We start from the raw sequence: 26,647 nt of genomic DNA, 5'->3' as shown, positions 1-26,647 counted from the left end.
CATCGGAAAAATTTGTATAATATGTAGTTAATTCTATAACGTATTGCTGATTGGAGAAACCAAAGGCATTTTATCTATTGATAAAATGCCTTTGGTTTTTTTATTGCATAAATACCGAATTTATTTATTTAGATGAATCATTTCAAGGAGGGGAAGAAGTGACTGTTTCAATTAATGGGGTATCAAAATATTTTTCGAAACAAACTGGTACTGTTCAAGTATTAGAGAATATTAATTTTCAATTAGAGAAAGGGGATTTTGTCACAGTAATTGGTCCGAGTGGTTGTGGAAAAAGTACATTATTAAAAATTGTTGCTGGTTTAGACAACGATTTTGAAGGTGAAATTATTATTGATGGGGAGCACATAACAAAACCGAGTAAGAAGCAAGGGTTTATATTTCAAGAGCATAGACTCTTTCCATGGTTAACAGTTGAAGAAAATATTGCTGCAGATCTGTCGTTAAAAGATAAGTATGTAAAAGATAAGGTTAAGGAATGGGTTGAAATCGTTCGATTAGATGGTTTTGAAAAATCATATCCGAAAGAAATTTCAGGCGGGATGTCACAACGTGTTGCGATTGCGAGAGCTTTATTAAGGGATCCAAATGTATTATTACTTGATGAACCATTCGGAGCACTTGATGCTTTTACTAGAAGTCATTTGCAAGAAGTACTACTGAATATTTGGGAGCAGAAGAAAACGACAATGATATTTGTTACTCATGATATAGACGAAGCGATATATCTTTCAAACCGAATTATCATCATGAGTGCAAAGCCTGGAAAAATACATAAAGTGATTGAAAATAATTTATCTTATCCACGTAGTAAAACTTCGGAATTATTCCAAGAAATTCGTACGAAAATATTGCAGCAGTTTGAACACGGGGGATTGATTCAAACAAGTATATAGGAAAAGAGTGGATTATATATGTATAAAAAAAGTAAGATTCTTTCTTTTGCATTAGTTATATCTTTATTTTTATTAGGATGCGAAAAAAGCACAGCAAGTAGTAAGAAGGAAGATGTAACTATACAAATTGGTATACAACAAGGATTAAGTCCACTATTACTGGCACAGAAAAAGGGGTGGTTTGAAGAGGAATTTAAAAAAGAAGGAGTTAAAGTAAAATGGACAGAGTTCCAAAGCGGTCCGCCTTACTTTGAAGCTATCGCATCAAATCGATTAGACTTTGGTGAAGTTGGGAATTCTCCAGTCATTTCAGCACAAGCAGCGGGAATTGGATTTACTGAAATCGCCAATACAAGTTATGCGAGAAAAGGAACTGGAATTCTCGTTCAAAAAGATAGCAAGATTACGAGTGTAAAAGAATTGAAAGGTAAAAAAATTGCAGTAGCAAAAGGAAGTAGCGCATTTAATTTATTATATCGAGCATTAGAAAAAGAAGGTATAAATGCGAAAGATGTAAATGTCATTCAGTTACAACCAGATGAAGCACAGCCGGCATTTGAATCAGGATCAGTAGATGCATGGGCAATATGGGATCCATTTATTTCGCTACATACATTAAATAAAGGGGCAAAGGTTATTGCAGATGGTGAAACATTGAATGTTTCTTCTCCAGAGTTTTTAATTGCAAGAACAAAATTTGCGAAAGAGCATCCAGAATTAGTTGAGAAATTCCTTGAAGTTTATGAAAAAGCACGTGTATGGCAAGATTCAAATTTAGATGAAGCAATAAAAATATATACTTCTGCAAAGAAAATAGATGCAGAAATTGTAAAAGAAGTGTTTAATCACGACAAACCAATTTTAGTTCCAGTAACGAAAGAAATAATAGCGGAACAACAAAAGACAGCAGATTTTCAATATAAGCTCGGTTCTATAAAGAAAGAAATTAATACAGATAAAGTTGTAGATAATTCTTTCGTAGAAAAAGCATTAAAGGCGAAGTGAAAAGAGGTTTTGTAAATTGGAGAATACGAAAGCTGTTATTAAACCAACGAGCATAACGATTGAGAAAAACAAGGTAAAGAAAGTGCGGAAGACGAATTTGAAAGCAGTAATAAGGGCAATTACTATACCTATTATCATACTAATTATTTGGCAGTTAGCTGGCGTACTCGGTCTTGTTTCTAAAACAGTTTTACCAACGCCATTAGATATATTTCTAGCTTTTCAAGAGCTTTTAAAAACAGGGGAATTATTTAGCCATTTAAGTATTAGTATATTCAGGGCTGCAGCCGGTTTCTTTATCGGTGGGAGCCTAGGAATTATTTTAGGAACAATTGTCGGATTTTCAACGAGAAGTGAACAATATTTAGATCCTTCTGTACAAATGTTAAGAACTGTTCCTCACTTAGCTGTTGCGCCTCTATTCGTATTATGGTTCGGTTTTGGCGAAACATCGAAAGTGTTATTAATTGCGGACGGTGCATTTTTTCCTTTATACGTAAACGCGTTTTTAGGAATACGTGGTGTAGATTCAAAGCTATTTGATGTTGCGCGAGTGTTAGAGTTTAGTAAACGAAAGTTAATTACGAAATTAATTTTACCGGCCGCATTGCCGAACCTATTACTTGGAGCAAGATTATCTTTAGGGGTTGCATGGGTGAGTTTAGTAGTAGCAGAACTTATGGGATCAACTGAAGGTATTGGCTATATGATTATGGATGCAAGGCAATTTTCAAATACAGATATTGTATTTGTCGGTATTATTATCTTTGCATTTGTTGGGAAGTTTTCTGACTCACTCGTACGTTTACTAGAAGTGAAATTTTTAAGATGGCGAGATAATTTTAAAGGGGAGACAGGGAATTAACATATAAAGTGAAACTTTAATCAGTGGGGGGCATCCCCCATTGATTATTAGTTGAACCAATCGGGCTTTTACGGGCAGTTGATCCCCCACCTAACTTCTTTGATTTCGCTGAATTTTGAGGTGAGGATCTTACCGCCCGTTAATGCGGGGTAAATTATTAGGGGTAATTTATATAGAGTATTTTAGTATACGTTTTAATATAAATAAGGGGTGTGTAAAGATATGGAACTGTTATGGTTTATTCCAGCTTATGGAGATGGTCGATATTTAGGAACGACAAAAAGAGGAAGAGCAGCTGAATATGGTTATTATAAACAAGTTGCACAGGCAGCTGATTATTTAGGATATACTGGTGTGTTACTTCCAACTGGTCAAGGTTGTGAAGATCCATGGGTATTAGCATCGGCACTTGCAGCCGAGACAGAGAAATTAAAATTTTTAGTAGCAGTTAGACCAGGACTAATGTCACCGACAGTTGCAGCGAGGATGGCATCTACATTTGATAGAATTTCAGACGGGAGGTTACTTATTAATGTAGTAGCTGGAGGAGATCCTGTTGAATTACAAGGGGATGGATTATATCTTGAACATGATGAAAGATATGAAGCTGCCGATGAATTTTTAAAAGTTTGGAAATCGACCTTGCAAGGTGAAACAGTCTCTTTAGAAGGAAAGCATATTAAAGTTACAGATAGTAAAGTTGTATTTCCTCCAGTTCAAACACCCTATCCACCAATTTATTTTGGCGGATCGTCTGCTGCGGGTAAAGAAGTGGCTGCTGAACATAGTGATGTATATTTAACTTGGGGTGAACCACCGAAGCAAGTGAAAGAGAAAATAGACGAAGTAAGAAAACTTGCAGAAGAGAAGGGGCGTACGGTACGATTCGGCATCAGGTTACATGTAATTGTAAGAGAAACAGAAGAAGAAGCATGGGAAGAGGCTGAAAAGTTAATTCAATATGTAGATAACGAAACAATTGAGCTTGCCCAAAAGACATTTGCAAGATATGATTCAGTCGGTCAAAAACGGATGACACATTTAAATAAAGGAACACGGGATTCGTTAGAGATAAGTCCTAACTTATGGTCTGGCATCGGACTTGTAAGAGGTGGTGCAGGTACTGCACTTGTAGGAGATCCACATACAGTAGCAAAGAGGATAAAAGAATATGAAGCGTTAGGAATTGAGACGTTTATTTTATCGGGATATCCGCATTTAGAAGAAGCGTATGAAGTAGCAGAATTATTATTCCCACTATTGAAAGACGAAAAGAAACAAGAAAATAAAATTGTTGGTGAAATGATTGCTGATGCATATGCACTAAAAAAATAATGAAAAATAAAAAAACTCGCAGCTTACTAGCTTGCGAGTTTTCGTCGTAAACAATTAAAAAATATGATAAAATTAAGAGGTAACTTATGGTACGGTTGGTTGTTCAATTATCACTTCTCCAAAGTAGGAGGGGGGTGATAATAAGTGAGTGAAATTGCGTTGTTATTGCAAGGTGGACTGTTTCTCATTGCATTGTTAACGTTTATTGTCGTCTTAATTGACAAGCTCAAAAAATAACAACCCACCTATGCCTATAGAATGTGGGTTGTTGTGTTTGTACGAAACAAATAGGATAAATGAACAATCCAATCTGCTAAGTTACGTGGACTAGTGTGTAGCCGCACACTAGTCTTTTTTATTTATATACAGGTTTTAATTGTTTTATGTGATTGTATTGTTCTTTTCACACTCATTATAACACAGTGTCTTTTCATGAAGAAAGGAGACCGTATGTTCCTATATGGATTAAATAGAACGTGTAGTTTCTTTAAATAGCCCATCCATATACTGTTTTAAACTTTCCACAAAAAATCCTTTTTTGTCTACATTATTTACGCCGACAATTGGTGATGGAAGATTGTATCTTTTTTCTGATAAATGAACAACAACATCAAAAATATCAAATAGGCGAATGAAGCAGAATAGACCGTCTTTATCACTAAGTAAAATAAAGTAATGGTTTTCACTCGTTGTATTTAATGTATTCCATAAAGAGCTTTTGCTTAAGTCACGAACGATACTCTTTTCCTTTAATTCCATGAAATCGGCATTTAATAGAATGGTAGAAATATCAATCGCATCTGGATCGTCAAAGTAGCCATCAATTGTTTGTACAGCAAAAGTATAAGCCATTTTTAATACACTCATTTTATATTTACGGTTATCTAAAAGCAATTCACGTTGAATAGAACTAGCTACTTTTGTTACGCGCTCTTCTTTCCAAATTTCATTATGTAATGAAATATCGTGCTTTTTACATAGTTTCATAATTAATGCATTAGAATAAAGTATCTCATCACTTACTTCGACTACATCTGTCTCAGCGGCTGCTAGCTCCTCACCATGTTCATTCGTATAGAGAGGGGAGTCGATTTGTTTTTTCATTTGCTCAATCTTATATTGACTTAATTTATGTCTAATTAAAGGACGGTCGATATTTGTTGTCATATGTTCATGACAGGAATCACAAATTGAGTTTGTGAAATAATATCCACATAATATCTCTGGAATGACATATTGTTCACTAAGTTCTTTCGTATCTTTTCTGCAAATGACGCATTGTGTCATATTTATCACCTTTACCTGCAAATTTGTCTGTAATCTCATTGTAGTGTATTTAATAGGATTTTGGAACATTGTAAAGGAAAATATTATGTGAAATCTAAGTTTAATTTGGTACAATGAAGAGAAGTGCTAGTTTAAAGGAGGACGTTTTTTTGAAATCGAAAGTGCACTTTTGGACATTAGAAGTGCTAATGGTTGTAGGAATTATATTTATTTGCACAAAAATATCGTTTCTATTTCAACCGATTGGTATCTTCATATCAACATTATTTTTCCCAATTTTAATCGCATTATTTTTATACTTCATATTTAACCCATTGTTAGTCTTTTTGGAGAATAAAAAAGTACCTAGAGGTTTAGCGATTTTACTACTGTATCTTTTTATCATCACATTAACTGGAGTTGCTATTGGAGTAGTTGTTCCAACCATCTCACAACAGCTAATGGATTTAGTGAAAAACATGCCGACTTATATAAAAGAGGGAAAAGTATACATACAAGATTTATCCCATCATAGGTTATTTGAATGGTTATCTACACAAAACTACGTTTCCATTGAAACAATTGAGAAAAATGCGATTGAATACTTAAAGGATATACCAAACACAATTACGTCGAGTGCAACGGCTTTATTTGGTATTATCACGAACGTGGCGTTAGTTATCTTTACAGTACCGTTCATTTTATTTTATATGTTTAAAGATGGACATGCATTTCCAGGAAAAGCTGTTAGTGTATTACCAGAGTCTTACCGTGAAGAAGGACTTCGTATCATAAAGGAAACGAACGAAACATTATCTGCATATATTCAAGGTCAAGCGCTCGTTTGTATGTTTATTGGTGCTTTTACATTTACTGGTTATTTAATCATCGGTTTACCGTATGCTTTCGTTTTAGGAATTATCGCAGCATTTACAAATATAATTCCGAACTTAGGTCCATTTATCGGAGCAGCACCAGCTGTCATTATTGGTCTGTTCGTATCTCCGATGCAAGCTCTGTACGTAATTATTATAGTAACAATCGTACAACAGTTTGAAAGTAACATCATTTCACCGCGTATTATGAGCTCAAAATTAAATATCCATCCGTTGACAATTATCATCCTTATTTTAGGGGTAGGTAATTTCGCGGGAATTATCGGAATGATTTTAGCAGTACCAGCTTATGCGGTAACAAAAACAGTTGTTTCGAACTTAGTGAGATTGTTTAAGACGAAACGAAGTAAACGGAAATAGAATATGTTGAGAAAGATACACCGCTTAATAAAAAAGAGGTGTATCTTTTATTTTTTTGAGTGTATGAAATACTTATTATTATTATATATTTTTACACATCAAATCAGGCAGTGAATTTTTGTTAAATAAACTACGTGGAATCCCTCTGAACTATCCAAATCATTTCTTTACACCGCGTCATTAACATCATAATCGACTCCTTTCATTTCTAATATAATTTCAAACAATTATAGGTGAGTGTAGTACTTGCTTCTACGATCACGAATTTCATCTATAATCTTTTTATACTGTTCCTCTTGTTTTGCTTCATTTGCAGATATAGTTTCTTTTTGAATCGTAATGGTTAAAAAGAAAAGGTGAAACTTCATACATGAATTCCTCCTCTCGAATAGGAATTACAGGTGACTACAATAATGACTTTGTCGTTCTTTTACGTTGTACATAGCCTGCTCAATTTGTCGGTCATGAAGCATATCAGACTCAGACAGTTTATTTTTTTGAATGGTAATAGTTAAAAATAATACTCTGAATTTCATTGGATATTACCCCTTTATAATGTATTTAGTAAAGACGATTGTAATAAGAGGACTGACGCTCTTTCACATCATCCATAATATTTTTAATTTGTTGTTCACGAGAAATTTCATCTCTTGAAAGTTTACGCTTTTGAATGGTAATCGTTAAAAAGAAAGCCTTGAATTTCATTGGATATTACCCCTTTATAATGTATTTAGTAAAGACGATTGTAATAAGAGGACTGGCGCTCTTTCACATCATCCATAATGTTTTTAATTTGTTGTTCATGAGAAATTTCATCTCTTGAAAGTTTACGTTTTTGAATGGTAATCGTTAAAAAGAAAGCCTTAAATTTCATTAGGATATTGCCCCTTTATAATGTATTTAGTAAAGACGATTGTAATAAGAGGACTGGCGCTCTTTCACATCATCCATAATGTTTTTAATTTGTTGTTCACGAGAAATTTCATCTCTTGAAAGTTTACGTTTTTGAATGGTAATCGTTAAAAAGAAAGCCTTAAATTTCATTAGGATATTGCCCCTTTAAAAAATATTTTTAATACATTTGTGTATAATACGAACTTTTAATGTCCGTTATTTTATCCATAGTTTGTTTTAATTGTTGTTTACGAAAGATTTCAGTTTCAGATAACGTTTTTTTCTGAAGTGCTGTCGTAAAAAAGAAAATATGAAAAGTCATAGACGAATTCCTCCTTTCGAAAAGGAATTACAGGTGATCGCAATAAAGCACTTGGCGCTCCTTAACATCATTCATAGCTTTTGTAATTTGTTCATTATGAAGAATTTCAGCTTTGGAAAGTGTATTTCTTTGAATCGTAATACTTAAAAACAATACGCTAATAGTCATCGAATGTTGCTCCTTTCTTTAAAAAATAATGTATGAGACTAAAAAATCGCACAAAAAAGCCACAGGAAGATGTCGTTCTCCTATGGCTGGGCGTGAAAAAGCCACAGGAAAGTATACGACCTCCTGTGGCGAATTTATGAATTAAAAGAAATAAAGTACGATTTTAATTCTCCATTATGGTGGTCGAATTCATATTTAATTGTCCGAAAAACACAGATGCAGTTAACGCTAAAGTTAAAGCATGTAATTGTAATTTCATCATTTCCTTCGACCTCCTTTTAGAATATTTTTCTTACGTTAGTAATTATATACAATTAATGGATAATTGTAAACATAAAAATTGAAAATTTTTAATTTTGATTAAAATGCGTATATTTAAAAGGGATTTTTAAAGGATACATTGTATAGATTGGATAATAAATAGAACTTGGTGGTGTCTAATGAACTATATGAATAGAATAGCAGGTATTATGCTAACAATTTTATTAGTTGTTACTGCTTGTTCTAATGGGGAGCAAATAAAAGAAATATCACATATTGAACCTGGGGTTTTTAAAAAATATACGGGGACATACGTTGGAAATAATTCCGACGTTATTGCGATTGTTACAAACTTACCTGGTGGTGAAACAGTTCAAAGTTTAAATTTAGAAAATGAAAATATTAAAGTGGAATATGGTGCAAAAGAGAATGGAAATCTTACAGAAGAAATGATTGAGACGTATTGGTTTGATGGGAAGGATACGATGAAGAAGAATTTACTCTTTAATGCTATTTATCTTGCAGTTTTAGTACCGAATGCGAAAGGGTATGAGTTTCAGATTGAAAATCAAAGTTTTGCATTAAAAAGAGAAGAACTTTTACCCATACTGTATAAAGAATTTAATGATTTGCCAAAGGATGATCTTATATGGAATAAGGGAATCGTAATGAATTTCTTTTACGGTAATCAAGAAAAAATAGAAAAGCTAGTTAATAATAAAGATTTTCGAAAGCAATTTTTTAATGAACATCCTGTGCGGGAATCTAAGTGATATGGAGGAAGATGTGGTTATTTAACGATTGAAAATACGGACATTTTTTAAAGGGAGTCATTCAGTATCGAATGATTCTTTTTTTGATGAAAATTATGGGAAAAATATAACGTTGTGCTATGGTTAATTACATAAGTAATGAACCTAGGAACCTAAGGTGGTGAAATCATGAAACCTACTCTAGAACAAAATAAGTTAATATACATACAAATTGCAGAAACCATTGAATCTGATATTTTAAAAGACATATTACTTGAAGAAGAACAAGTTCCATCGACAAATCAATTTGCGAAGATGTTACAAATTAATCCAGCCACTGCAGCAAAAGGAGTAAATCTACTAGTGGATGAGGGGATTTTATATAAAAAGAGAGGGATCGGGATGTTTGTTGCAAAGGGAGCAAAAGAAGTCGTACTAAAAAAAAGACAAAAGACTTTTATGACCGAGTATTTACCTAAAGTGTGGGAAGAAGCAAAAGTACTAGAAATATCAAAAGACGAATTGATGGACATGATACACAAAATTACGAAGGAGGGGAAAGGGTGATGTTTGCACTTGAAACGAAAGATTTAACGAAAAAATATAAAAAGAAACTAGCTGTAAATGAAGTAACAATTTCATTGGAAGAACATAAAATATATGGTTTGCTTGGAAGAAACGGAGCGGGGAAAACAACATTATTAAACCTTCTTGCAGGACAAATTATTTCAAGTAGTGGAAGTGTATCTATATTTGGCGAAACTGTTTTTGAAAATAGTAAAGCGATGCAAAAAATTTGCTTTGTTAAAGTGAAAGAAAACATTAATTTAAGTAGTAAGGTAAAAGATGTTTTTTATTTGTGTAACATGTTTTATGAAAATTGGGATCAAGAATATGCTGAGGAACTTATTAAAAAATTTCAATTGAATGCAAAAGAAAAATATTATGATTTATCCCATGGTATGCAAACAATTGTTGGTATTATTAAAGGTTTAGCTAGTAGAGCACCAATTACTATTTTTGATGAGCCGACTACCGGTTTAGATGCAGCACATCGAGAGTTGTTTTACGAATTACTATTGGAAGATTATAGTGAATATCCACGAACAATCATCTTATCAACACATTTAGTTGAGGAAGTGTCCCATGTTATAGAAAATTTAATCATATTAAAAGAAGGATCATTAGCTGTTCAATCCTCTGTGGAAGATTTTTTAGAAAAAGGACACATAATATCAGGACATAAAGATAAAGTGACAAATTTTTTAATGGGGAAAAATGTTGTAAAACAAGAGTTGTATGGGAATAAAGAGATTTCTGCGATATGGGAAGATCTTTCTGCTAGAGATTATGAGCTGATAGAAACTGAAGGATTAGAAATAGACAGAGTAACACTGCAAAAACTATTTATTTATCTAACAGATAATGAGGTGAAATGAAAATGCTTTTAAAACAATTAAAGTTACATATGAAATTTCATTATAAGGCTGTTCTTATCTTTTGGGGTGTGGCATTACTTATAAAATGGACAACGACTGCAACTGATATAAAGGGACTAAAGGTAGCATTTTTACATGATATCTTCAATAATTCATCTATTGCAATTGCAATATTTATTGTGGCAAGTGTTTTTCTTGTTCAAGATGACATATTTCATACAGTTGTCTCATTTGGCGTTACTAGATTACAATTCTTTATTGGTTCAGTATGTTTTATTATATTACAATCAGTAATTTTTTCATTTCTTCAAGTTTTGCTTTTACAAGGTACATTTTATGAAACGAAACATATAAATTTAGGAGCACATACAATCGAACAATTCTTTGCACAGTTCGTGTTCTATCTTTTATTAGCTAGCTTATTTCAATTAACAACTATTTTTCAGAAAAGATTTAATTGGATAGGGTTTGCTCTTAGTGTGATTTTTTTCTTGGGGTTGACGAGTACAATTTATGGTAAGGTAGGTTTGAAAGAATTGGTATTTATTGATAGTAAATCGTTACTTGATATACCTAATTTTATATCAATTTCGATAGTGCTTATTTTAATATACTTTATAATTAGCGCTCTATTTATTCGTAAAGTTTCTTTTGAGGATACGATTTAAGCACAATTACTTTAAGAGAGAAGGAAGACTGTATGGGAGATACTTCTTCACTAATAACCGTCTTTTTATGTGTTGCACTACTAATTTTTTGGCGCCGTTATCGATCTATGTATAAGCCAATTAAGGGGACGGGAAAACGTATTTTGTGGCCATTACTATTTTTAACACCGGGTATTTTATTGTTTTTTGGTCCAGTACATCCAGCTATATTACAAGTGACTATAGCAGCATCCATTGGGGTGATTTTCGCAATCCCACTTATATTTCTAACAAACTATGAGCGAAGAGAAGACGGAAACATTTATACGAAAAAAAGTGCTGCCTTTTTAATTACTTTTATCGGAATTGTTATTTTAAGATATGGTTCAAGACAATATATTGTTGACTTAGATCAGCAAACAATAGGTTTATTATTTTACGTAGTTGCAGTATCGTATATTATTCCGTGGAGAATTGCTTGTTATATAAAGTTTAGGAAAGTTTGGCGCGGGAATAGTAATCATGTGATATAAAAATAAAAACTTCTCATTTGAGAAGTTTTTATTTTTATAGGCTATTTGCTTGTAATACAAGTTTCGAAACATCTTTAACAGAACCTATTTCAAATGCTCTCATATGAGCATTTACTGCACGTTTAAATTGCTCTGTTTGAGGTGTCGCTCCTATTTTATTTTGCAAGTCTTGAACATGTTCAAGTACAAGTTTTAAATCGCTTTTAATAACTGTTACATCAGTTTGAGTTAAGTTACCGCCACTCATTGATTTCCACGTATTAATGTCATTATTTAATTGATTAAGTATACTTTGTATATATTGTTTAGACTGAGAAGAATCTGTAGTGTTGTCATTAGTAACGCTCGCTTTAGTTTGTTTTTTAGCGAGTTCTTCTTTCTCTCGTTGAACATTCGCAGCTACAATTTCATCTTCTTTTTCGATGTACTCAGGGACTGACATGTTATGTTTTTGAGCCATTCTTTCAAAGTGTTCCATCGAAGCTTGATCTTTTAAGAATTCTGTATCAGTAGGTTCATGAGATTGATATTTCGCACCATACTTTTCATAAATAAGCATATTAACATTTCTACCGTCATCCATTTTTAATACATTTTCTTTTGGTTGTTCTGTATTAGTTATCGTCTTTTTTTGTTCAGGGGCTGTTGTTGTTTTTGATTGCTTTACAGTAGCTGTTTCTTTTGCCTTTTCCTCTGTAAAACCACTAAATACAGTAAAAAGAATAAATAAATATATTGCGCTAGCAAAAATCATTTTCCATTTTGTTTGTGTACGGTATCCGAGTATTTTATTAAACCATTTACGTTCGATTTTTTCTATTTGAATAGCAGTATTTGTTTGTAGAAGTTTTTCGATGTCTTTCGTTTGTTCGGTTGGAATAAACTCGAATGTTTTATGTATGCCTTTGAAAATCATAACAGCTTTAATTAAATATTGGTCAATTGAAACTGTATCGAATTCTTTCAAGTCATATATTGCTATACTTGAGATTTCTTTTGTTTTTGATATGAACTTGAACAGTTGAATATGCTCTTTATCAATAGCTGCATAACCCTCTTTACAAGTTACGATAATGGGGGAGGAAGTATATAGTTTAGCTATAGCTTGTTTTGCTAACATTTCCTCACTGGGTTTTTTTTCTTTTTTACTCAATTGTGGTCCTCCTAAAAATAATGGAATTTAGTCCGACGTTCAGTATAACAAACATATGCAGTCGTTTTAATGAATTTCATGAAATAGATTTTGGTAACTTTCACCTGTTTTTATTGAAGAGGCGATGTTCTTGTTTTATGATTTAAAAAAACAGAAATAAAAGAAGTATACTAAGTGGAGGAGAAAGAGATGCGTACAATTCTACTGTTTTTACATAATATGCCCATAGATGAAATAGAGAGTGTCAGAGAAAAGCATGATCCTTTATTCGGATTAATTTCTCCTCATATAACAATTGTATTCCCGTTTGAAAGTTCCATTTCGAATGATGAGCTGGAATTACATATTTTGAAAGTGGCGAAAGGGGTTCATCCGATTGAAATTGAGTTTGCTAACCGGATAAGTAGCAAGGGAGAGTATCTATTTTTGGAAGTTGAAAGAGGGAAAGAAAAAATAGAAGAATTGCACGATAGATTGTATACAGGTCCTTTACTACAATTTTTGAGAACGGATATTCCATACATACCACATGTAACAGTTGGGAGAAAAGAAAGTGCCGAGTTAGCAACTAAAGTAGTAAAGGATATTCCTAGTTTTCATGAGAAGTTAAATTGTGTAATTGATAGAATTAGTGTGGAACGAATTGGTGAGAATGGAGAATCAATTATTGAATTTGAAGTACCATTGCAAAAAAGCTGACAAAAGTCAGCTTTTTTATTTCGAACTATGAAGTAAAGCACCAATTGCACCACTATAACCGCCGTCTTGTAAAAAGACTGGTATTTTGTTTTGATATTCTGTATAGCTACTAATAATATTTTGAAGATGTACGTTATTACATAGAGTAGAACCGATGTAAATGATATGGTCAATATTTTTTGCTTCGGCGAATTGAAGACTTAATGCTGTGATGACTTCACCGACAAGTCCTTGAACGGTAGCTAGTATATCTGAACTACTATAATTTGAGTCTGTAATGGTCGCTTTTCCGAAATTGCTAGCAGTTAAGTTATTATCAAGAGGGGAGAGAATCCCGCCATAAATATCTCCAACTGTAATATCTAGACTGTTTCTTGAACCAATTTTCGTAAGCGGAATCACGTCTTCAAAATGATCTATATTTGTTAATAGTTTTGAAAGTCCCATAATAGTACCACCGCCAACTCCAGTTCCACCAGCACGAACATATTGATTGTCGTGAACATAGTGAATGGAAGTACCTGTACCGATATTTGTTAATACAAAGTTGTTTATAGCACGTTTTTCTTCTTTTAGTATGTATCGTACTCCTGCTAAAGTAGCTTCAAACTCGTTTAATTCTACTATTTTATATGAACTTGAAAGGAGTTGTTCTAACTGTTTAGCTTTACCACCTGTAATGCATAATTGTGTAATTGAATTATGATTTTGAAGCCATTCTTTAATTCTTTCTTGTTCGTATGAATAAAATTTTTCAAAACATAATTTTTTCTCTAGGTTAAAGTAAGCAATCTTTGTTAATGTTCCCCCAGCATCAATACCAACAACATTCCGCATTTCCCTACCCCTTACTATGTAATCTGTTTAATCAGCTTGATATATTAATAGCTTTTCAATGGTAACGATTGATTGACCGTTTACAGAGGCAATTCCTTTCCCAAGAACAAAACCTCGTCTGTTACGTGTTAATTCATAATGTAAGTCAAGTTTATCACCGGGATACGCATTTTCATGAAATTCCACCCCATCTAAAGAGGAGAGGAAACCAAGTCCTTCAGATTCACCTGTACTTACAAAAGCACTAAGTTGAGCGAGTACTTCTACAATTAGCATATGAGGCATATAGTTTTGATTTTTATTAATAAACCACTCGTTATTTGTAATCAGTTTGTATCCTGTAGCCGATTGAGATTCTTTAACGTTTGTAATTTTATCAATCATTAAAAATGGATAGCGATGGGGAAGAGTATCTTTAATATTCATATCGTACCTCCAGGAATAATAATACCCCTGCTAAAGTTAAGCAGGGGGGTTATTATTAATTCTTAACTAATTCTTCTATTTTTTCAATAGAGAAAATACCGCTGTTTTTAATGTTTTCAACTACTTCTTGTAATACTACTTTATCTTGAACAAGTGCAATACGAACAAAACCTTCGCCATGAGGACCAAATGCATGGCCTGGTGTGACAACGACATTTGCACGATCCATAAGTGCATAAGCGAACTCTAGCGAAGTCCATCCTTTCGGAATTTCAGCCCAAACGAACATACTTCCAGCTGGTTTATCGACATTCCAACCGAATTTGCGAAATCCGTCCACTAAAGTATCTCTACGTTCTTGGTAAATTCCACGGTTTTTTTCGCAAAATGCAGCGCCGTGTCGTAATGCAGCGGATGCAGCTTTTTGAATTGGTAAAAACACACCGTAATCTGTATTAGACTTAAATTGCGTAAGCGCGCCGACAATTCCTTCGTTACCAATCATATAACCAATACGGCTACCAGCTAAACTATAACTTTTAGATAAAGAATTAATTTCAACGCCAACTTCTTTTGCACCAGGTACAGATAAGAAGCTAATTGGCTTTTGACCATCAAAATAAAATTCAGCATAAGCAAAATCATGGACAACGATAATATTATGTTTTTTCGCGAATGCGATTACATCTTTAAAGAAATCTTCATGTGCCATTGCTGGAACTGGATTTCCTGGGAAGTTCAAAATCATCATCTTTGCTTTATTGGCGATTTCTTCAGGGATAACTTCTAAGTTAGGTAAGAAATCATTTTCTTTTTTTAATGGCATGTAGTAAGATGTTGCACCGGCCATTTGAATTCCTGTTTCATAAGCTGTATATCCTGGATCAGGAACTAGTATTATATCTCCCGGATTTGCAAAAACCATAGGTAAATGAACGAGTCCGTCTTGTGAACCCATTAATAATAAAACTTCTTTTTCAGCATTTAATATAACGTTATGAGTGTTGTTGTAATATTCAGTTACAGCTTCGTGAAATTCTTGAATACCAGATAATGTATATCCGTAACTTTCTTTTGCACTTGCTGTATGTACCATTTCTTCTCTCACAAAATCAGCAGGAGGCATATCAGGATTCCCGATACTTAAATCAATCATTTTATGACCTGCTGCAATTTTCTCTTTTTTATAGGTCCCTAATTCACTAAATATAGAAGATTGGAATGCTTTCATTCTAGTTGCTAAAGTGTAAGTCATCAAAACCCCTCCTAAAAACAGTGTTTTCTTTCTGTATTTTTAATTATTCTGAAAACACATGTTTACATTTTATCATTTTTTTATGAAAATTAAAATGATTGACAAATTTAGAGGGAGGATAATAAGGGGAAATATAAAAATAACGTAGAAAATATTTTCTACGTTATAAATGAAGATTAATTGTTTATTTTTTTATATGTACATGTTTTTTCAGTTGTAAAAAAGTATACATTTAATTTATTATCGACAACTTTTAAAGATTGATCTGATGTAAACGAGTTACCATAATCAATACGATACACGTTAGAATTTTTAACAAACGATCCTTTAAATAAATCCTCTTTTTTATTTGTTGTTTGCATTTCCACTAAATTGTGAACAACCTGTTCTTTCTTTTCTTCTTTTACAACTGTTTCAAATTTATAATATACAGGGCATTCACCATTTTTATTATCAATGATTTCCCAAGAGCCGTATATATCATTATTGCTACATCCACTAAGTAGAACGACTAATATAGGAAAAATAAGTAGAAACTTTTTCATTGTGTACTCCTTTCTTATTAGTATTTATAAACGTGCGAATACGATAGGAATATTGTAAAAAATAAAGTTTAAATTTTTATAAAGAATTACTAAATTTCACATAAAAATTTGGAGAAGGGTGAGATTTCAAAATAAAAAGGCATGAATCTAGTGTAATGCCAGATTCATGCCTAACGGTCTATCTTATGTTATGTCTTTTGAGGATAAATGAAGCGGAAAGAAGGATGACAATTCCATTTACAACATACATATTTGCAATAATAAAGGGTAGGTTAGCTGCGCCAAATCCACCTTTATCGAATATGGAAGCGAATGCTGTAGTAGTCAAAAAGATAATGGGAGTTAACAGTAAAAATAAGAAACCTGCAACAATTCTTCTTTTAAAGTTATTTTGGGATAGGGAAATGGCTAAAAAATTAAGGGCGCCAAACATAATGAATGAAAACAGAAGGGTAATTAATAATTGGATACCAACAGACATTTCCACAGCTCCTTTTGAAAAATCTATTGTTTATTGTATTCGAAAACAGTAGGCGATCCACCTTTAAATATTCGTACTATATAAAGGTGGATCCATTCTTAAGAAATATTAGTTTTATCCTGTTATTTGCGGGCAGTAAGACGCCCACCTCAAAATTCGGCGAATACAAGGCGGTTTGGTGGGTAAATACCCGTAAAAGCCCGATTGGTAAGGACTAATAATCAGTGGGAGATGAACAAAACCCCCACTGATTAAAGTTTCACTTTATAAATTCGCAGATTGTGATGATTGTTTTTCAAATTGTTTCTGCTTAGAAAGAGAAATGGAAATAATCACCAATGAAATGACTCCGAAAATTAGAACCATATACTGTAATCCAATCGTATCTAAGAAGAAGCCTGTGCCGAGTAAGACAATTTGGAACATAACTCTTTCAAACATATTACGGAATGAGAAGAGACGTCCGTGATAGCTTTTTTCGACTTTCGTTTGGAAAATTGTCGACATAATAGGGAAGAAGCAGCCTACACTAAATCCAAACAAACCAAATGAGGCAAGTGCCATCCATTTAATATCGCTAAAGAACAACGAAAGGTGTGCAAAAGCGGTACAAATTGCGAAGAAGTATAGTAACTTTTCAGGTTTGAAATGATCAGATAAACGTTTAATAACGAAGGCACCTAACATAAATGCTACACCTTCAATTGTATATATGAATCCTTTAATCGTTGGGTCATGTTGCATTTCGCTAATGTTAATAACCATTAAATTGAATCCAGCTATGAATAATAGAGGGATAATACTTAATATAAGTGCTGTAAAAGCAATAGGAATTCCTTTTAAAATACGGAATACTTCTATAAAACTATTATCTTTAGCTGATTGCTTACTTAATGTAGCGGATTTTTTATCTTCAAATTGTAGGAAGAAAGTTGAGAGGAATAATAAAGCGTATGCTGCCATTGAGAAGGCATACATATACTGTAAACTCATTACAACTAAAAGAATGCCACCTAGTGAAGTACCTGCAATACGAGCGATTGTACCGATATTCATATGTACACCGTTCATTTGTAATAGCTCATGTTCATTAACGATGAGTGGAATTACAGATTGTAATGCAGGGAAATAAAATGCTGCTGAAATTTGAAGTGCAATCATAAAAGCAACCATAAAGGCGATACTTTCATATTGAATAGCGAAAAACATGAAAATAACACTAATAACACGACCAAATCCAGCGTAAAGAAGAACTTTCTTTTTTTCATATTGATCAATGACACGCCCAGCCATTGGACCAACTAGAACGCCAGCTAACAGTCCGATAAATAATATAACGGATTTCATAAAATCAGAAGGGACGTATTTTTGCATAAATTCAAGATTACCAAGAATACCAAGCCATAACCCTAGACCAGCAATAAACTCCCCAATTAACACAATCCAAACATTTTTATTACGCCACATAATGTAAAACCTCTCTGTCTTTTAAAATGAAAAACTCGTATATAAAACCTCCTTATTTTATGTATTATTTTTAACGAACTTTTTTAGAGTCAGAGTCTATATTACGTGTTTCATTAGTGAATTTCAATCTTTTTGATTTGTTGAAAATTTGATTAATTATATGATGAAATAAGTAATTCAAAATGTGAAAAACTCTTGATTAAATACAAATTGAAAATAAAGAAAAACATAGAGAAAATAAAAAAGTGAGAACGTAGTTACTACGTCTCACTTTTCTCAAATGCAACATCAAACAATAGATTCCTTTAGCAACACTTATGATCTTGTCCAATAGCTAAACCACTAAAAGATAGAGGGCCAACAACGTCTGCACTTGCAGCATTTGTTAGATTTTCCACAGTTAATGAATATTCGTGAGTCCCGCAGCTTACATCTTTATCAATAGCTTGAAATGTTTGAGCGTAGAATTGCTCTGAATCTGTAGATTCAATACCTACTTGCGTGTTGAAAATTTCAGTGTTGTCACGGAAAATTCTAAATAATATTTATGATATATCAGTTATACCTTTAACTCCAACTGTAGCGATTAATTCTACTCGATTATTACGTGAATCGCTTCTTGAAATTTTTAATTTAATATTTGCTAGAATTGCTTTGTTTGGGGAATGGGGAATTACAAAAGTTGTTTCACCCGTTTTATTTATTGGTTGAGTAGCTTGGTAATCAATGATATGAGTCATATTTGTCACCTCCTCATATACTAAAATATGAAAGTAACGATAAATTAGCTTAGACATATACTAGAAGATGTTAATAGAATTGAGAATAAAGTTGAATATGGGGCGATAATATAAAAGCATCAAGAAAGAGTCACAATACTGTGAGTTGTTTCTCGATGCTGTTTGTACATTAGGCAGAGTATTCCTCTTTACGTACTTCGAAGAATTCATTCCGGCGTAAGTAATTAAAAATTTTCTCTGAAACCTCTTTTTCTTCGGATATTAAGAAACGATGATCAAAAGCATAGAAAGATTGACCTTTAATTAGTTTTACGTAGTATATTTTACACGCCTCCTTTAAATTAGGATTCTTAAATACTTTATATTATGATGACCTATCTGGTTGTTAATAATACTTAAAGTTTCAAAGGGGAGAAGTATAAATTCAAAAAAACATTGAAATAGCTTACAAATCTGTAATGTTTTTGTCACCTTTGCCGATAGTTAAAATTAACCAGTATCTTCTATACTACAAATAGGTTCCATAAGACAAGGGGGTAGAAAGATGGAGGAAGTAATTGGAGAAGTTGTAGCAGGGATTTGTGAATTTGTAGTTGAAGTTACGGTGGATGTTTTAGGAGATTTAGTTTCCGGAAATGATGAAGAGAAAGAAACATTATAAAATTTGTAAAAAGGTTTAAAGATAAACAATGTGTAAAAGCTGATTTATAATGGGAAGTCAGCTTTTATATTTTTTACATTATATTAATTATATCTAAATATTAACATGTTACGATATTAATGAAATCAATAAAGGAGCTGACCGATATGAATATGCCGAATTCTAGATGTGATGTACCTGATTCTAATACGATTGTAGCGAATATAAATGAAAAAGAATATCACTTTATAGTTCGTATACATCCACTTGCAGGAAAGATGATAGCGCTATTTGAAAATGGGAAAGAATATGGCTTGCTTGATAAGGAAATCGCTAGTAGGGATAAATTTATTAGGTCAGAGCTTACTAAGTTGAAGCATTTCAACATAGATATTCTTTATGATAGTCCTGGGTGGATATGGATTGGCATGGACCAATATGGATTGCATGCAAGAGAGGCTACTAATAGCGAAGTAGAAGTTATTGTGAAGTTACAGGGGGATTAGACGTGTAAGAAGATCCTCAAATTTAAGAGATACTTTGTGGGGGTGTGGGATAATTCCCCATAACCTTTTTTGTTTTGTGCTTAAAAATAAAAGAGTTAAATTTTTTTGATAGAAGGTCTCTAATACAAGAGACGAGATTAAACTAAAAGAGGATTTGAAATTATATAAAGAGAACTTATAAATTAAATATAATACTTTATAGAAAGAAGATGATAAAAGTGAGTAAAGAAGAACTTGTGAAACAACAATTTGGTAGTAATGCAGAGAAGTATGTGAAAAGTAAAATTCATGCAAAAGGACTGGATTTACAATATGTAGTTAAGCAAGTTGAAACTCGTCATAATACTCGTCTTCTTGATATTGCTACTGGTGGTGGACATGTTGCTAATTTGTTAGCCCCAATGTTCAAAGAGGTAGTCGCTCTTGATTTAACAGAAAAAATGTTAGAAAAAGCAAAAGGTTTTATAGAAGGGAACGGACATGAAAATGTATCATTTGTAGCAGGACATGCAGAAAGGTTACCATTTGCTGATGATTCCTTTGATACAATTACATGCCGAATTGCAGCACATCACTTTGTTGATCCTTTGCAATTTATTTTTGAAGTAAATCGAACGTTAGAAGATAATGGATTATTTATATTAATTGATAACGTTTCACCAGAAAATAATGAGTTTGATACATTTTATAACTTTATCGAAAAGAAGAGAGATCCAAGCCATGAACGAGCTTTGAAAAAAACAGAATGGATTACTTTATTAGAAAAACATGGTTTGCAAATGCAGTCATGTCATACTTTTGACAAGAAGTTCGATTTTGATTGGTGGTGCGATATGATGGATGTTCCTATGCAAAAACGTGTAAAGTTAACAGAGTGTATGATGAAAACATCAAATGAAATGCAAGAATTTTTCAAAATTCAATTTGGAAACAATAAAATAGAATCGTTTTATACTGAAATGGCACTGTTCGTATGTAAAAAAAGTTCAACATTAAAAAGATAAATTTCTTGCAGTCTTTCTGATGTACGATATACTTAGTACAGAGAAAATGAGAATTGAGGAATAGTAATAATGATTCGTGTACGTATTGAGGGAACTGAGGAAGAGATGCTTGAATTTTTAGAGAAAATGCCTGACATTCCTGGGTTTGAAAAAACACATATGAGAGAACCGAGAAAAGGGAATAATCCGAAATATGATTCAAGCAAAAGTGTACTAGCATATTTATCTTATAAAAAGATTGAAGTCGCCAATAAATAGGCGGCTTTTTTAATTATCTCTGTTTCACCGCCTTGTCTTTTTCGCATAATAATAATAGTAGATTATGCTGGAGAGGGGTGAGGAAAGTTAATAAAAAAATAATCTTTTTCGGAGATTTTGGTATTGATGATGCAGTAACGTTAATTTATGCGAATAAAACATGCAAATTAGATATTATCGGTATCGTTGCAGAGTATGGAAATGTATCAAGAGAAATTGTTACGGAAAATGTTTATTTTTTAGAAAGATACTATGCTACAAAAGTGAAGATTATTGAAGGTGCCAGTAGACCAATGACAGCTGAAGAACCTTTGTTTTTCCCTGAAATTCATGGGGATCACGGTTTAGGTCCAATTATTCCACCGAAAATGAGAATTTGTGACAGAGAAAATTTTTGTGAATTGATTAAATTAATTGAGCCTTGTCCAGAAGATATTATTATAGTGGCGACGGGACGATTAACAACACTTGCAACATTATTTTTATTGTACCCCAATTTAATGAATCGAGTATGTTCTTATTATATAATGGGCGGTGCTTTTCTATTTCCGGGAAACGTTACACCTGTATCAGAAGCTAATTTTTACGGCGATCCAATTGCCGCGAATATCGTTATGAAATATGCGCAGAATGCTACAATATATCCGTTAAATGTAACGCAGCGTGCTCTTATTACCCCTGAAATGGTCGATATTATTGATAAAGAAGGAACAGGGCAGGCGAAACTCATAAAGCCAATGATCGATTTTTATTACGAGAACTTTTACAAAAAAGAATATCCAGGTATTGCTGGGAGTCCGATTCACGATTTACTTCCGTTCATTTCATTTATAAATGATGATATTTTTGAATATAAAAAATCAGCAGTTTGGATTAGTACGACGAATGATGTAACGAGAGGTCAAAGTGTTGCAGATTTTAGAAAAATAGCTGAGCCAACGACGTTTGATAATCGTCCTATACAAAAAATTGCCGTTGAATTTAATTATCAAGCGTTTAAAGACGAATTTATGAGAACAATATTGAAGCCAGATTGTCCTTAAAAGGGTGAGCAGATTTGAATGATTTTCATAAGACGAATAACTTACGAAAAATGTAACATAACTAATGGTAAGCAATTGTTTCTGATTATAATTTTTATTGGTCAATTATAAAGGAGGAAATGATATGATTTGGTCTTTAATCGTTGGTGGTATATTAGGATGGTTTGCAAGTTTAATTACTGGGAAGGATGTACCTGGCGGTGTAATCGGTAATATTATTGCAGGTATTGTCGGTTCTTGGCTTGGTACAGCGTTACTTGGTAAATTCGGACCTGTTATAGGCGGATATGCGATTGTTCCGGCTTTAATAGGCGCGATTGTTTTGATTTTCATCGTAAGCTTTATATTCCGTGCAATGCGGAAATGAATACAGGGGACTGTTTACATTTGTAAGCAGTCCCTTTGTATTATGTTGTCTAATCTGTTATGCTACTGTTATACAATCAGGAGGTGTCAGCATTGAAATCATTTACAGTAAATTTTCATCAAGAGGATAATGCAAAGGCAACAACAGTACATAAATTAAGTGAAGAGGACTTCGAGAAAGCAACAGAAAAAGGTACTCGTCATCTATTTGATTTAGATACAAACGTTGGTTTCTTCGTATTCTTTGATGCTGAAGATACAGAAGGAAACGAACAATACTTAATGTTACAATATGAAGGAGATCATGAAGAACCAAGTGCTTGCTACGGATTTGATTTGAAATTGTTCTATCAATTTTTAGCACTATACTTAAATGATCTTGAATTCCAAGGTGAGACAAATGAAGAAGAGGAAGAAAATGGTCCAATTCATCATTTAGCGCACTTACTTTACCATATCGTTGAAGACGGTAAATCTATCGAAGTATAAAATACATAATTGAGGCTGTCCTTTAATAGGACAGCTTTTTTAATTATATAAATAGGTAATCTTAATGAATTTCTGATCATGACAAATGATTTGAATAAGATTCAGAAGGAACAAAACATTAAACCAGCAGAGAATGAGTATTCACTTTCTGCTGGTTTTTTGCATTTAAAGGAGCCTTTGTGACAGTTTAATTCAAGTTACAAAAAGGATATAGCGAGTATGGAGAGAAGGTGTATACAAGGAGATGAATAAGATGATTAACAATACAATTCCAAGCTTTTTGAAGCTTTTGGAAAGCGATGATATAGGATTACATGACTTGGACAAATATTATGATATGTATCCAGAAGCATTTGAAGAGTATTTTAATTATCATTGTCCTAAGACGGAAGAACGTCTTTCTAGTGCAATTAAAAAATATCCTGAAAAACTAAAAGACATCCGTATTATTTCGGAAACTTTACCATCTATTATTCAAGAAATTAGTGAGGAGTATCACATTCAATTTGGTTTTAATATAGATTTGACTTTTCATCTATTTGTAGGTGGGTTTGGCTCCAATGCATTTGTAGAAAGAGATATTATTGGGGATATATTTCTTTCGGCAGAAAAATTATCTCCTGAAAGGGAGCATCTTCGTGTTATCGTTGCTCATGAAATTGGTCATATATATCATAATTTCGTATTGCAAGAGAGTGGAATGGATTGGACTAAAGCACAATGGACTGATGCAGCGGTTAGTTTATATCGTGAGGGAGTCGCGACATATTTATCGCAAAGAATAGCTAAAGGATTAAGTAAATCAGTCTATTATTCATATGATAATGATGGTGACGATTGGTTGTATTGCTATGAAGAACATAAAGATCATATTAAGAAACATTTTTTACAAGATTATGTTAAAGGGTGGACAGATGAAAAAGAGAAAGAATGGTTCCGTTTATCAGGAGGGACTTATTTCGGATGCAACCGACTCGGTTATTTTTTAGGAACATCGTATATGGAGTATATTGTGAATACTTTCGGGGAAAGCGAAGCACTTACTTTTTGGACTAAAAATAATTTAAAGAGTAGTGTAATGGAATGGTTACAAAAGTGAATATGTTGAAGAGGGAGGCTGAAAATGATGAAAGTATATATGAAAGTACTTATATTTTTTCTAACCTTAACGTGTGTAGCGGCTTTAACCGCATGTACTAACGCTGAGGAAAAGAAGCAAACTAATTCAACATCAGAAAATAGTACGGAAAAAAAGAGTGATACGTCAGAAACGGGTAAAAAGAATGAAGAGACTGCTCCCAAAAAAGAGAATGAACCTGTGGAAAAACCAAAAGGTCAAGAATCGGTAAAACCTTCAACGGAGTCTAATACGAAAAATACAGTGCTTAATCAAAAATCAATTAACCATGTAAAAGATTTATTTGAGCAAGCGAAAGAAGGTAAAGTACCTAACGTACCATATGCAGCACATACAGGTGACATCGAGGAAATAGAAAAAAAGTGGGGAAAAGCAGATAAAACTGATCAAGCAGGCAACGGGATGTATGCAACTTTTACAAGTAAAAATGTAGCATTTGGCTTTAACAAAGGATCTCAAGTCTTTGACGTTCGCTCATATCATTCAGAACTCAAATCGATTACGTTGCAAGAAATCGAAAAGGCTTTAGGAAAACCAGCGTCTGTTAAAGTAAATGGTAATGACAAAATATACGTTTATAAAGTAAATGACCAATTTGAATTGAAATTCGTTATTCCAAAGTCAACTGGTAAAGTACATCATATTTCTGTGTTCTCACCGGAGGATAGTATTAATAAAATGGCAGGTTAAATGAAGAGCTGTTCCTATAGGGACAGCTCTTTTGTTTTGTTTCTTTCTAACGATTGAACAAAAAAAGCTTGAATGATACCACCGATTATTAATAAGAAGGCGCAAATATAAAATAGAGTACTACCGTTTAATTTACTTAATAACAATGCACCTACAAAAGGCCCGAAAGTTCTTGAAATATCCCAATGTATACCGTATATAGAAAAATATAATCCGCGTCTATGACTTGGAGCGATTTGTGAAACGAATCGTAGTAAGTGATTCAAAGCTATACTTTGCCCAATTACTAAAAAGAGCAATGTGAAGAATAATGACCATATTGTTGTGGAATAACCGTAGCCAATCGCAGCTAACGTATAGCAAGTATAGGAAATAACAATGATTTTAGGCATAGAAAATCGTTCAGACCATTTCACAAGGAAAATTTGGAGCATAACTTCCATGATTGCTTTACAAGTTGAGATAAATACGAGTATGAATAAAAAATTTGGAAATACACTTTCGGCGAATATACGATAATTTGATTCGGTTTGAGCGTAGAAAAAACTAATAGGTAGTGTAGAAACCATAAGTCCAAACACAGCATAATGCTTTGAAATAAATTGTTTTGGCGAATATACTTCTTTAGTTTTATTAACGCTTTGTCTGAGTGGGACCGTTTCAGGAAGCTGCGTCCAAACGAGAATAGCATATAGCGTAAGGGCTACACCTTGCAAAATAAATAAATACTCAGGGTGACTAGTATAGAAAAAGGCGCCGATTAATGGGCCAATTACAGAGCCGATTGCTCCCGTAGTATGCAGAACAGCAAATATTTCTGCCTGTTGTTCTTCCTTCGTTAAGTCAGCGATTTGTGCTCGCTGTGCCGGAATATATAAAGAGCGTCCAATACCATTTACTACATACAATAAGGCGAAAAAGGCGACCGATTCAGCAAAAACGAAGCCGCTTACGGCAAAAGCTTGTAAAAGTAATCCGAGTAACATTATTTTCTTTCGGCCGTATTTATCTGTTACACCCCCAGCGATTAATGTAAACACAATATCAGCGAGAGGCTGTAATCCGAAAAGAAGCATTGTAACGATGACATTACCATTTAACGCTTTATTAACATGAACGATAAAAATGATAGCTAACATCGCTTCAGTCGTTCGGACTAACAATTCACCGAACAATCGAATGAGAATAGGCTTATTATAACGTTTTAAAAGATACTTCATTTTTATTTCCTCCTTTCTATATTGAAATGATAA

The 26,647-nt window shown here is 33.1% G+C and carries 37 protein-coding genes and 1 pseudogene; 20 read left to right on the top strand and 18 right to left on the bottom strand.

Translation table 11 applies throughout. The annotated features are described in order from the left end of the window. Positions 1 to 158: 158 nt before the first annotated feature. The 5 genes from MKY70_RS15325 to MKY70_RS15305 all read left to right on the top strand — a co-directional run bounded on the left by MKY70_RS15325 (position 159) and on the right by MKY70_RS15305 (position 4,356). Complete coding sequence (locus MKY70_RS15325; RefSeq protein WP_341025012.1) at positions 159 to 914, top strand: ABC transporter ATP-binding protein; 756 nt, start codon at positions 159 to 161, stop codon at positions 912 to 914. An 18-nt stretch (positions 915 to 932) separates the two neighbouring features. Continuing rightward, a complete protein-coding gene (locus MKY70_RS15320; protein ID WP_341025009.1) occupies positions 933 to 1,919 on the top strand; it encodes an aliphatic sulfonate ABC transporter substrate-binding protein in 987 nt (328 codons plus the stop codon). Between the two features lie 16 nt (positions 1,920 to 1,935). Next, complete coding sequence (locus tag MKY70_RS15315; protein WP_341025005.1) at positions 1,936 to 2,784, top strand: ABC transporter permease; 849 nt, start codon at positions 1,936 to 1,938, stop codon at positions 2,782 to 2,784. 222 nt (positions 2,785 to 3,006) lie between these two features. Beyond that, positions 3,007 to 4,119 (top strand): FMNH2-dependent alkanesulfonate monooxygenase, encoded by a 1,113-nt coding sequence (gene ssuD, locus MKY70_RS15310; RefSeq protein ID WP_341025002.1) that lies wholly within the window; start codon positions 3,007 to 3,009, stop codon positions 4,117 to 4,119. A gap of 144 nt (positions 4,120 to 4,263) precedes the next feature. Beyond that, positions 4,264 to 4,356, top strand: coding sequence for a putative holin-like toxin (locus tag MKY70_RS15305; RefSeq protein ID WP_001289318.1), 93 nt, complete (start codon positions 4,264 to 4,266; stop codon positions 4,354 to 4,356). Between the two features lie 228 nt (positions 4,357 to 4,584). Here MKY70_RS15305 and MKY70_RS15300 read toward each other — a convergent pair whose 3' ends face one another. Beyond that, positions 4,585 to 5,406: an HNH endonuclease gene (locus MKY70_RS15300; protein WP_060749009.1), complete on the bottom strand. Its 822-nt coding sequence runs from the start codon at positions 5,404 to 5,406 to the stop codon at positions 4,585 to 4,587. A gap of 149 nt (positions 5,407 to 5,555) precedes the next feature. Between MKY70_RS15300 and MKY70_RS15295 the strand changes: the two genes are divergently transcribed. Further along, the gene (locus tag MKY70_RS15295; RefSeq protein ID WP_060749010.1) at positions 5,556 to 6,641 is read left to right on the top strand and encodes an AI-2E family transporter; all 1,086 of its coding nucleotides are present in this window, start codon (positions 5,556 to 5,558) and stop codon (positions 6,639 to 6,641) included. 227 nt (positions 6,642 to 6,868) lie between these two features. Here MKY70_RS15295 and MKY70_RS15290 read toward each other — a convergent pair whose 3' ends face one another. The 7 genes from MKY70_RS15290 to MKY70_RS15260 are packed head-to-tail and all read right to left on the bottom strand — an operon-like array spanning position 6,869 to position 8,025. Beyond that, the gene (locus MKY70_RS15290; RefSeq protein WP_241875651.1) at positions 6,869 to 7,009 is read right to left on the bottom strand and encodes a YrzI family small protein; all 141 of its coding nucleotides are present in this window, start codon (positions 7,007 to 7,009) and stop codon (positions 6,869 to 6,871) included. A gap of 27 nt (positions 7,010 to 7,036) precedes the next feature. Continuing rightward, positions 7,037 to 7,177: a YrzI family small protein gene (locus tag MKY70_RS15285; protein ID WP_000672237.1), complete on the bottom strand. Its 141-nt coding sequence runs from the start codon at positions 7,175 to 7,177 to the stop codon at positions 7,037 to 7,039. 25 nt (positions 7,178 to 7,202) lie between these two features. After that, complete coding sequence (locus MKY70_RS15280; RefSeq protein ID WP_002120145.1) at positions 7,203 to 7,346, bottom strand: YrzI family small protein; 144 nt, start codon at positions 7,344 to 7,346, stop codon at positions 7,203 to 7,205. A gap of 25 nt (positions 7,347 to 7,371) precedes the next feature. Further along, complete coding sequence (locus MKY70_RS15275; RefSeq protein ID WP_241875650.1) at positions 7,372 to 7,515, bottom strand: YrzI family small protein; 144 nt, start codon at positions 7,513 to 7,515, stop codon at positions 7,372 to 7,374. 26 nt (positions 7,516 to 7,541) lie between these two features. Further along, complete coding sequence (locus tag MKY70_RS15270) at positions 7,542 to 7,685, bottom strand: YrzI family small protein (protein ID WP_002120145.1); 144 nt, start codon at positions 7,683 to 7,685, stop codon at positions 7,542 to 7,544. A gap of 28 nt (positions 7,686 to 7,713) precedes the next feature. Continuing rightward, positions 7,714 to 7,857 carry a YrzI family small protein gene (locus MKY70_RS15265; protein WP_215576395.1) on the bottom strand — a complete coding sequence of 48 codons (144 nt, stop codon included), beginning with the start codon at positions 7,855 to 7,857 and terminating at the stop codon, positions 7,714 to 7,716. 27 nt (positions 7,858 to 7,884) lie between these two features. Beyond that, positions 7,885 to 8,025 (bottom strand): YrzI family small protein, encoded by a 141-nt coding sequence (locus MKY70_RS15260; protein WP_000156202.1) that lies wholly within the window; start codon positions 8,023 to 8,025, stop codon positions 7,885 to 7,887. Positions 8,026 to 8,465: 440 nt separating this feature from the next. Between MKY70_RS15260 and MKY70_RS15255 the strand changes: the two genes are divergently transcribed. The 5 genes from MKY70_RS15255 (at position 8,466) to MKY70_RS15235 (ending at position 11,657) form a co-directional block, all read left to right on the top strand. Further along, on the top strand, positions 8,466 to 9,059 hold the full coding sequence (locus tag MKY70_RS15255; RefSeq protein ID WP_215576394.1) for a DUF4825 domain-containing protein: 594 nt from the start codon (positions 8,466 to 8,468) through the stop codon (positions 9,057 to 9,059). 168 nt (positions 9,060 to 9,227) lie between these two features. Continuing rightward, positions 9,228 to 9,605, top strand: a complete 378-nt coding sequence (locus tag MKY70_RS15250; protein WP_341024988.1) for a GntR family transcriptional regulator — start codon at positions 9,228 to 9,230, stop codon at positions 9,603 to 9,605. Further along, positions 9,605 to 10,477: an ABC transporter ATP-binding protein gene (locus MKY70_RS15245; protein ID WP_341026393.1), complete on the top strand. Its 873-nt coding sequence runs from the start codon at positions 9,605 to 9,607 to the stop codon at positions 10,475 to 10,477. The genes MKY70_RS15250 and MKY70_RS15245 overlap by 1 nt, the downstream gene beginning before the upstream one ends. 2 nt (positions 10,478 to 10,479) lie before the next feature. Continuing rightward, entirely contained in the window at positions 10,480 to 11,145 is a 666-nt protein-coding gene (locus MKY70_RS15240; protein ID WP_341024986.1) for a DUF4052 family protein, read from the top strand. 32 nt (positions 11,146 to 11,177) lie between these two features. Then, positions 11,178 to 11,657, top strand: coding sequence for a CcdC family protein (locus tag MKY70_RS15235; protein ID WP_002136841.1), 480 nt, complete (start codon positions 11,178 to 11,180; stop codon positions 11,655 to 11,657). A gap of 34 nt (positions 11,658 to 11,691) precedes the next feature. On the opposite strand, the gene MKY70_RS15230 is transcribed toward MKY70_RS15235, so the two are convergent. After that, positions 11,692 to 12,810, bottom strand: coding sequence for a hypothetical protein (locus MKY70_RS15230; RefSeq protein ID WP_341024982.1), 1,119 nt, complete (start codon positions 12,808 to 12,810; stop codon positions 11,692 to 11,694). A gap of 189 nt (positions 12,811 to 12,999) precedes the next feature. Here MKY70_RS15230 and MKY70_RS15225 point away from each other — a divergent pair, with 189 nt between their 5' ends. After that, positions 13,000 to 13,509 (top strand): 2'-5' RNA ligase family protein, encoded by a 510-nt coding sequence (locus tag MKY70_RS15225; protein ID WP_341024980.1) that lies wholly within the window; start codon positions 13,000 to 13,002, stop codon positions 13,507 to 13,509. Between the two features lie 15 nt (positions 13,510 to 13,524). Here MKY70_RS15225 and coaW read toward each other — a convergent pair whose 3' ends face one another. The 8 genes and pseudogenes from coaW to MKY70_RS15185 all read right to left on the bottom strand — a co-directional run bounded on the left by coaW (position 13,525) and on the right by MKY70_RS15185 (position 19,582). Continuing rightward, a complete protein-coding gene (gene coaW, locus MKY70_RS15220; protein ID WP_088033480.1) occupies positions 13,525 to 14,346 on the bottom strand; it encodes a type II pantothenate kinase in 822 nt (273 codons plus the stop codon). Between the two features lie 27 nt (positions 14,347 to 14,373). Beyond that, positions 14,374 to 14,772 carry a 3-hydroxyacyl-ACP dehydratase FabZ family protein gene (locus tag MKY70_RS15215; protein ID WP_341024978.1) on the bottom strand — a complete coding sequence of 133 codons (399 nt, stop codon included), beginning with the start codon at positions 14,770 to 14,772 and terminating at the stop codon, positions 14,374 to 14,376. 55 nt (positions 14,773 to 14,827) lie between these two features. Continuing rightward, entirely contained in the window at positions 14,828 to 16,027 is a 1,200-nt protein-coding gene (locus MKY70_RS15210) for an LL-diaminopimelate aminotransferase (RefSeq protein ID WP_341024976.1), read from the bottom strand. Between the two features lie 176 nt (positions 16,028 to 16,203). Further along, positions 16,204 to 16,572 (bottom strand): hypothetical protein, encoded by a 369-nt coding sequence (locus tag MKY70_RS15205; RefSeq protein ID WP_002013381.1) that lies wholly within the window; start codon positions 16,570 to 16,572, stop codon positions 16,204 to 16,206. 178 nt (positions 16,573 to 16,750) lie between these two features. Continuing rightward, complete coding sequence (locus tag MKY70_RS15200) at positions 16,751 to 17,053, bottom strand: hypothetical protein (RefSeq protein ID WP_088033482.1); 303 nt, start codon at positions 17,051 to 17,053, stop codon at positions 16,751 to 16,753. A 264-nt stretch (positions 17,054 to 17,317) separates the two neighbouring features. Then, positions 17,318 to 18,520 (bottom strand): MFS transporter, encoded by a 1,203-nt coding sequence (locus MKY70_RS15195; protein WP_341024972.1) that lies wholly within the window; start codon positions 18,518 to 18,520, stop codon positions 17,318 to 17,320. A 305-nt stretch (positions 18,521 to 18,825) separates the two neighbouring features. Then, positions 18,826 to 19,260: pseudogene (exsC, locus tag MKY70_RS15190) on the bottom strand (exosporium protein ExsC). 169 nt (positions 19,261 to 19,429) lie between these two features. Further along, the gene (locus MKY70_RS15185) at positions 19,430 to 19,582 is read right to left on the bottom strand and encodes a YqbF domain-containing protein (protein WP_078176551.1); all 153 of its coding nucleotides are present in this window, start codon (positions 19,580 to 19,582) and stop codon (positions 19,430 to 19,432) included. Positions 19,583 to 20,067: 485 nt separating this feature from the next. On the opposite strand from MKY70_RS15185, the gene MKY70_RS15180 reads away from it, so the two are divergent. The 8 genes from MKY70_RS15180 (at position 20,068) to MKY70_RS15145 (ending at position 25,394) form a co-directional block, all read left to right on the top strand. Continuing rightward, positions 20,068 to 20,406 (top strand): hypothetical protein, encoded by a 339-nt coding sequence (locus tag MKY70_RS15180; RefSeq protein WP_002127815.1) that lies wholly within the window; start codon positions 20,068 to 20,070, stop codon positions 20,404 to 20,406. 218 nt (positions 20,407 to 20,624) lie between these two features. Then, a complete protein-coding gene (locus tag MKY70_RS15175; RefSeq protein WP_149190612.1) occupies positions 20,625 to 21,410 on the top strand; it encodes a class I SAM-dependent methyltransferase in 786 nt (261 codons plus the stop codon). Positions 21,411 to 21,479: 69 nt separating this feature from the next. After that, complete coding sequence (locus MKY70_RS15170; protein ID WP_002013371.1) at positions 21,480 to 21,668, top strand: DUF3970 family protein; 189 nt, start codon at positions 21,480 to 21,482, stop codon at positions 21,666 to 21,668. A 77-nt stretch (positions 21,669 to 21,745) separates the two neighbouring features. Further along, positions 21,746 to 22,711: a nucleoside hydrolase gene (locus MKY70_RS15165; RefSeq protein ID WP_002013369.1), complete on the top strand. Its 966-nt coding sequence runs from the start codon at positions 21,746 to 21,748 to the stop codon at positions 22,709 to 22,711. 124 nt (positions 22,712 to 22,835) lie between these two features. Continuing rightward, complete coding sequence (locus tag MKY70_RS15160) at positions 22,836 to 23,078, top strand: GlsB/YeaQ/YmgE family stress response membrane protein (RefSeq protein ID WP_002013368.1); 243 nt, start codon at positions 22,836 to 22,838, stop codon at positions 23,076 to 23,078. Positions 23,079 to 23,170: 92 nt separating this feature from the next. Further along, positions 23,171 to 23,566: a hypothetical protein gene (locus MKY70_RS15155; RefSeq protein ID WP_002084959.1), complete on the top strand. Its 396-nt coding sequence runs from the start codon at positions 23,171 to 23,173 to the stop codon at positions 23,564 to 23,566. A 253-nt stretch (positions 23,567 to 23,819) separates the two neighbouring features. Next, a complete protein-coding gene (locus MKY70_RS15150) occupies positions 23,820 to 24,665 on the top strand; it encodes a DUF5700 domain-containing putative Zn-dependent protease (protein WP_002165597.1) in 846 nt (281 codons plus the stop codon). A 24-nt stretch (positions 24,666 to 24,689) separates the two neighbouring features. After that, entirely contained in the window at positions 24,690 to 25,394 is a 705-nt protein-coding gene (locus MKY70_RS15145) for a YjgB family protein (protein WP_341024967.1), read from the top strand. A 14-nt stretch (positions 25,395 to 25,408) separates the two neighbouring features. Here the strand turns inward: MKY70_RS15145 and MKY70_RS15140 are convergent, their stop codons facing one another. Next, positions 25,409 to 26,614, bottom strand: coding sequence for an MDR family MFS transporter (locus MKY70_RS15140; protein WP_078176546.1), 1,206 nt, complete (start codon positions 26,612 to 26,614; stop codon positions 25,409 to 25,411). Positions 26,615 to 26,647: the final 33 nt, after the last annotated feature.

This window comes from Bacillus sp. FSL R9-9492, assembly GCF_038007365.1.
GTDB classification, from domain to species: domain Bacteria; phylum Bacillota; class Bacilli; order Bacillales; family Bacillaceae_G; genus Bacillus_A; species Bacillus_A mycoides.
This window is presented reverse-complemented; position numbering and strand designations above follow the sequence as displayed.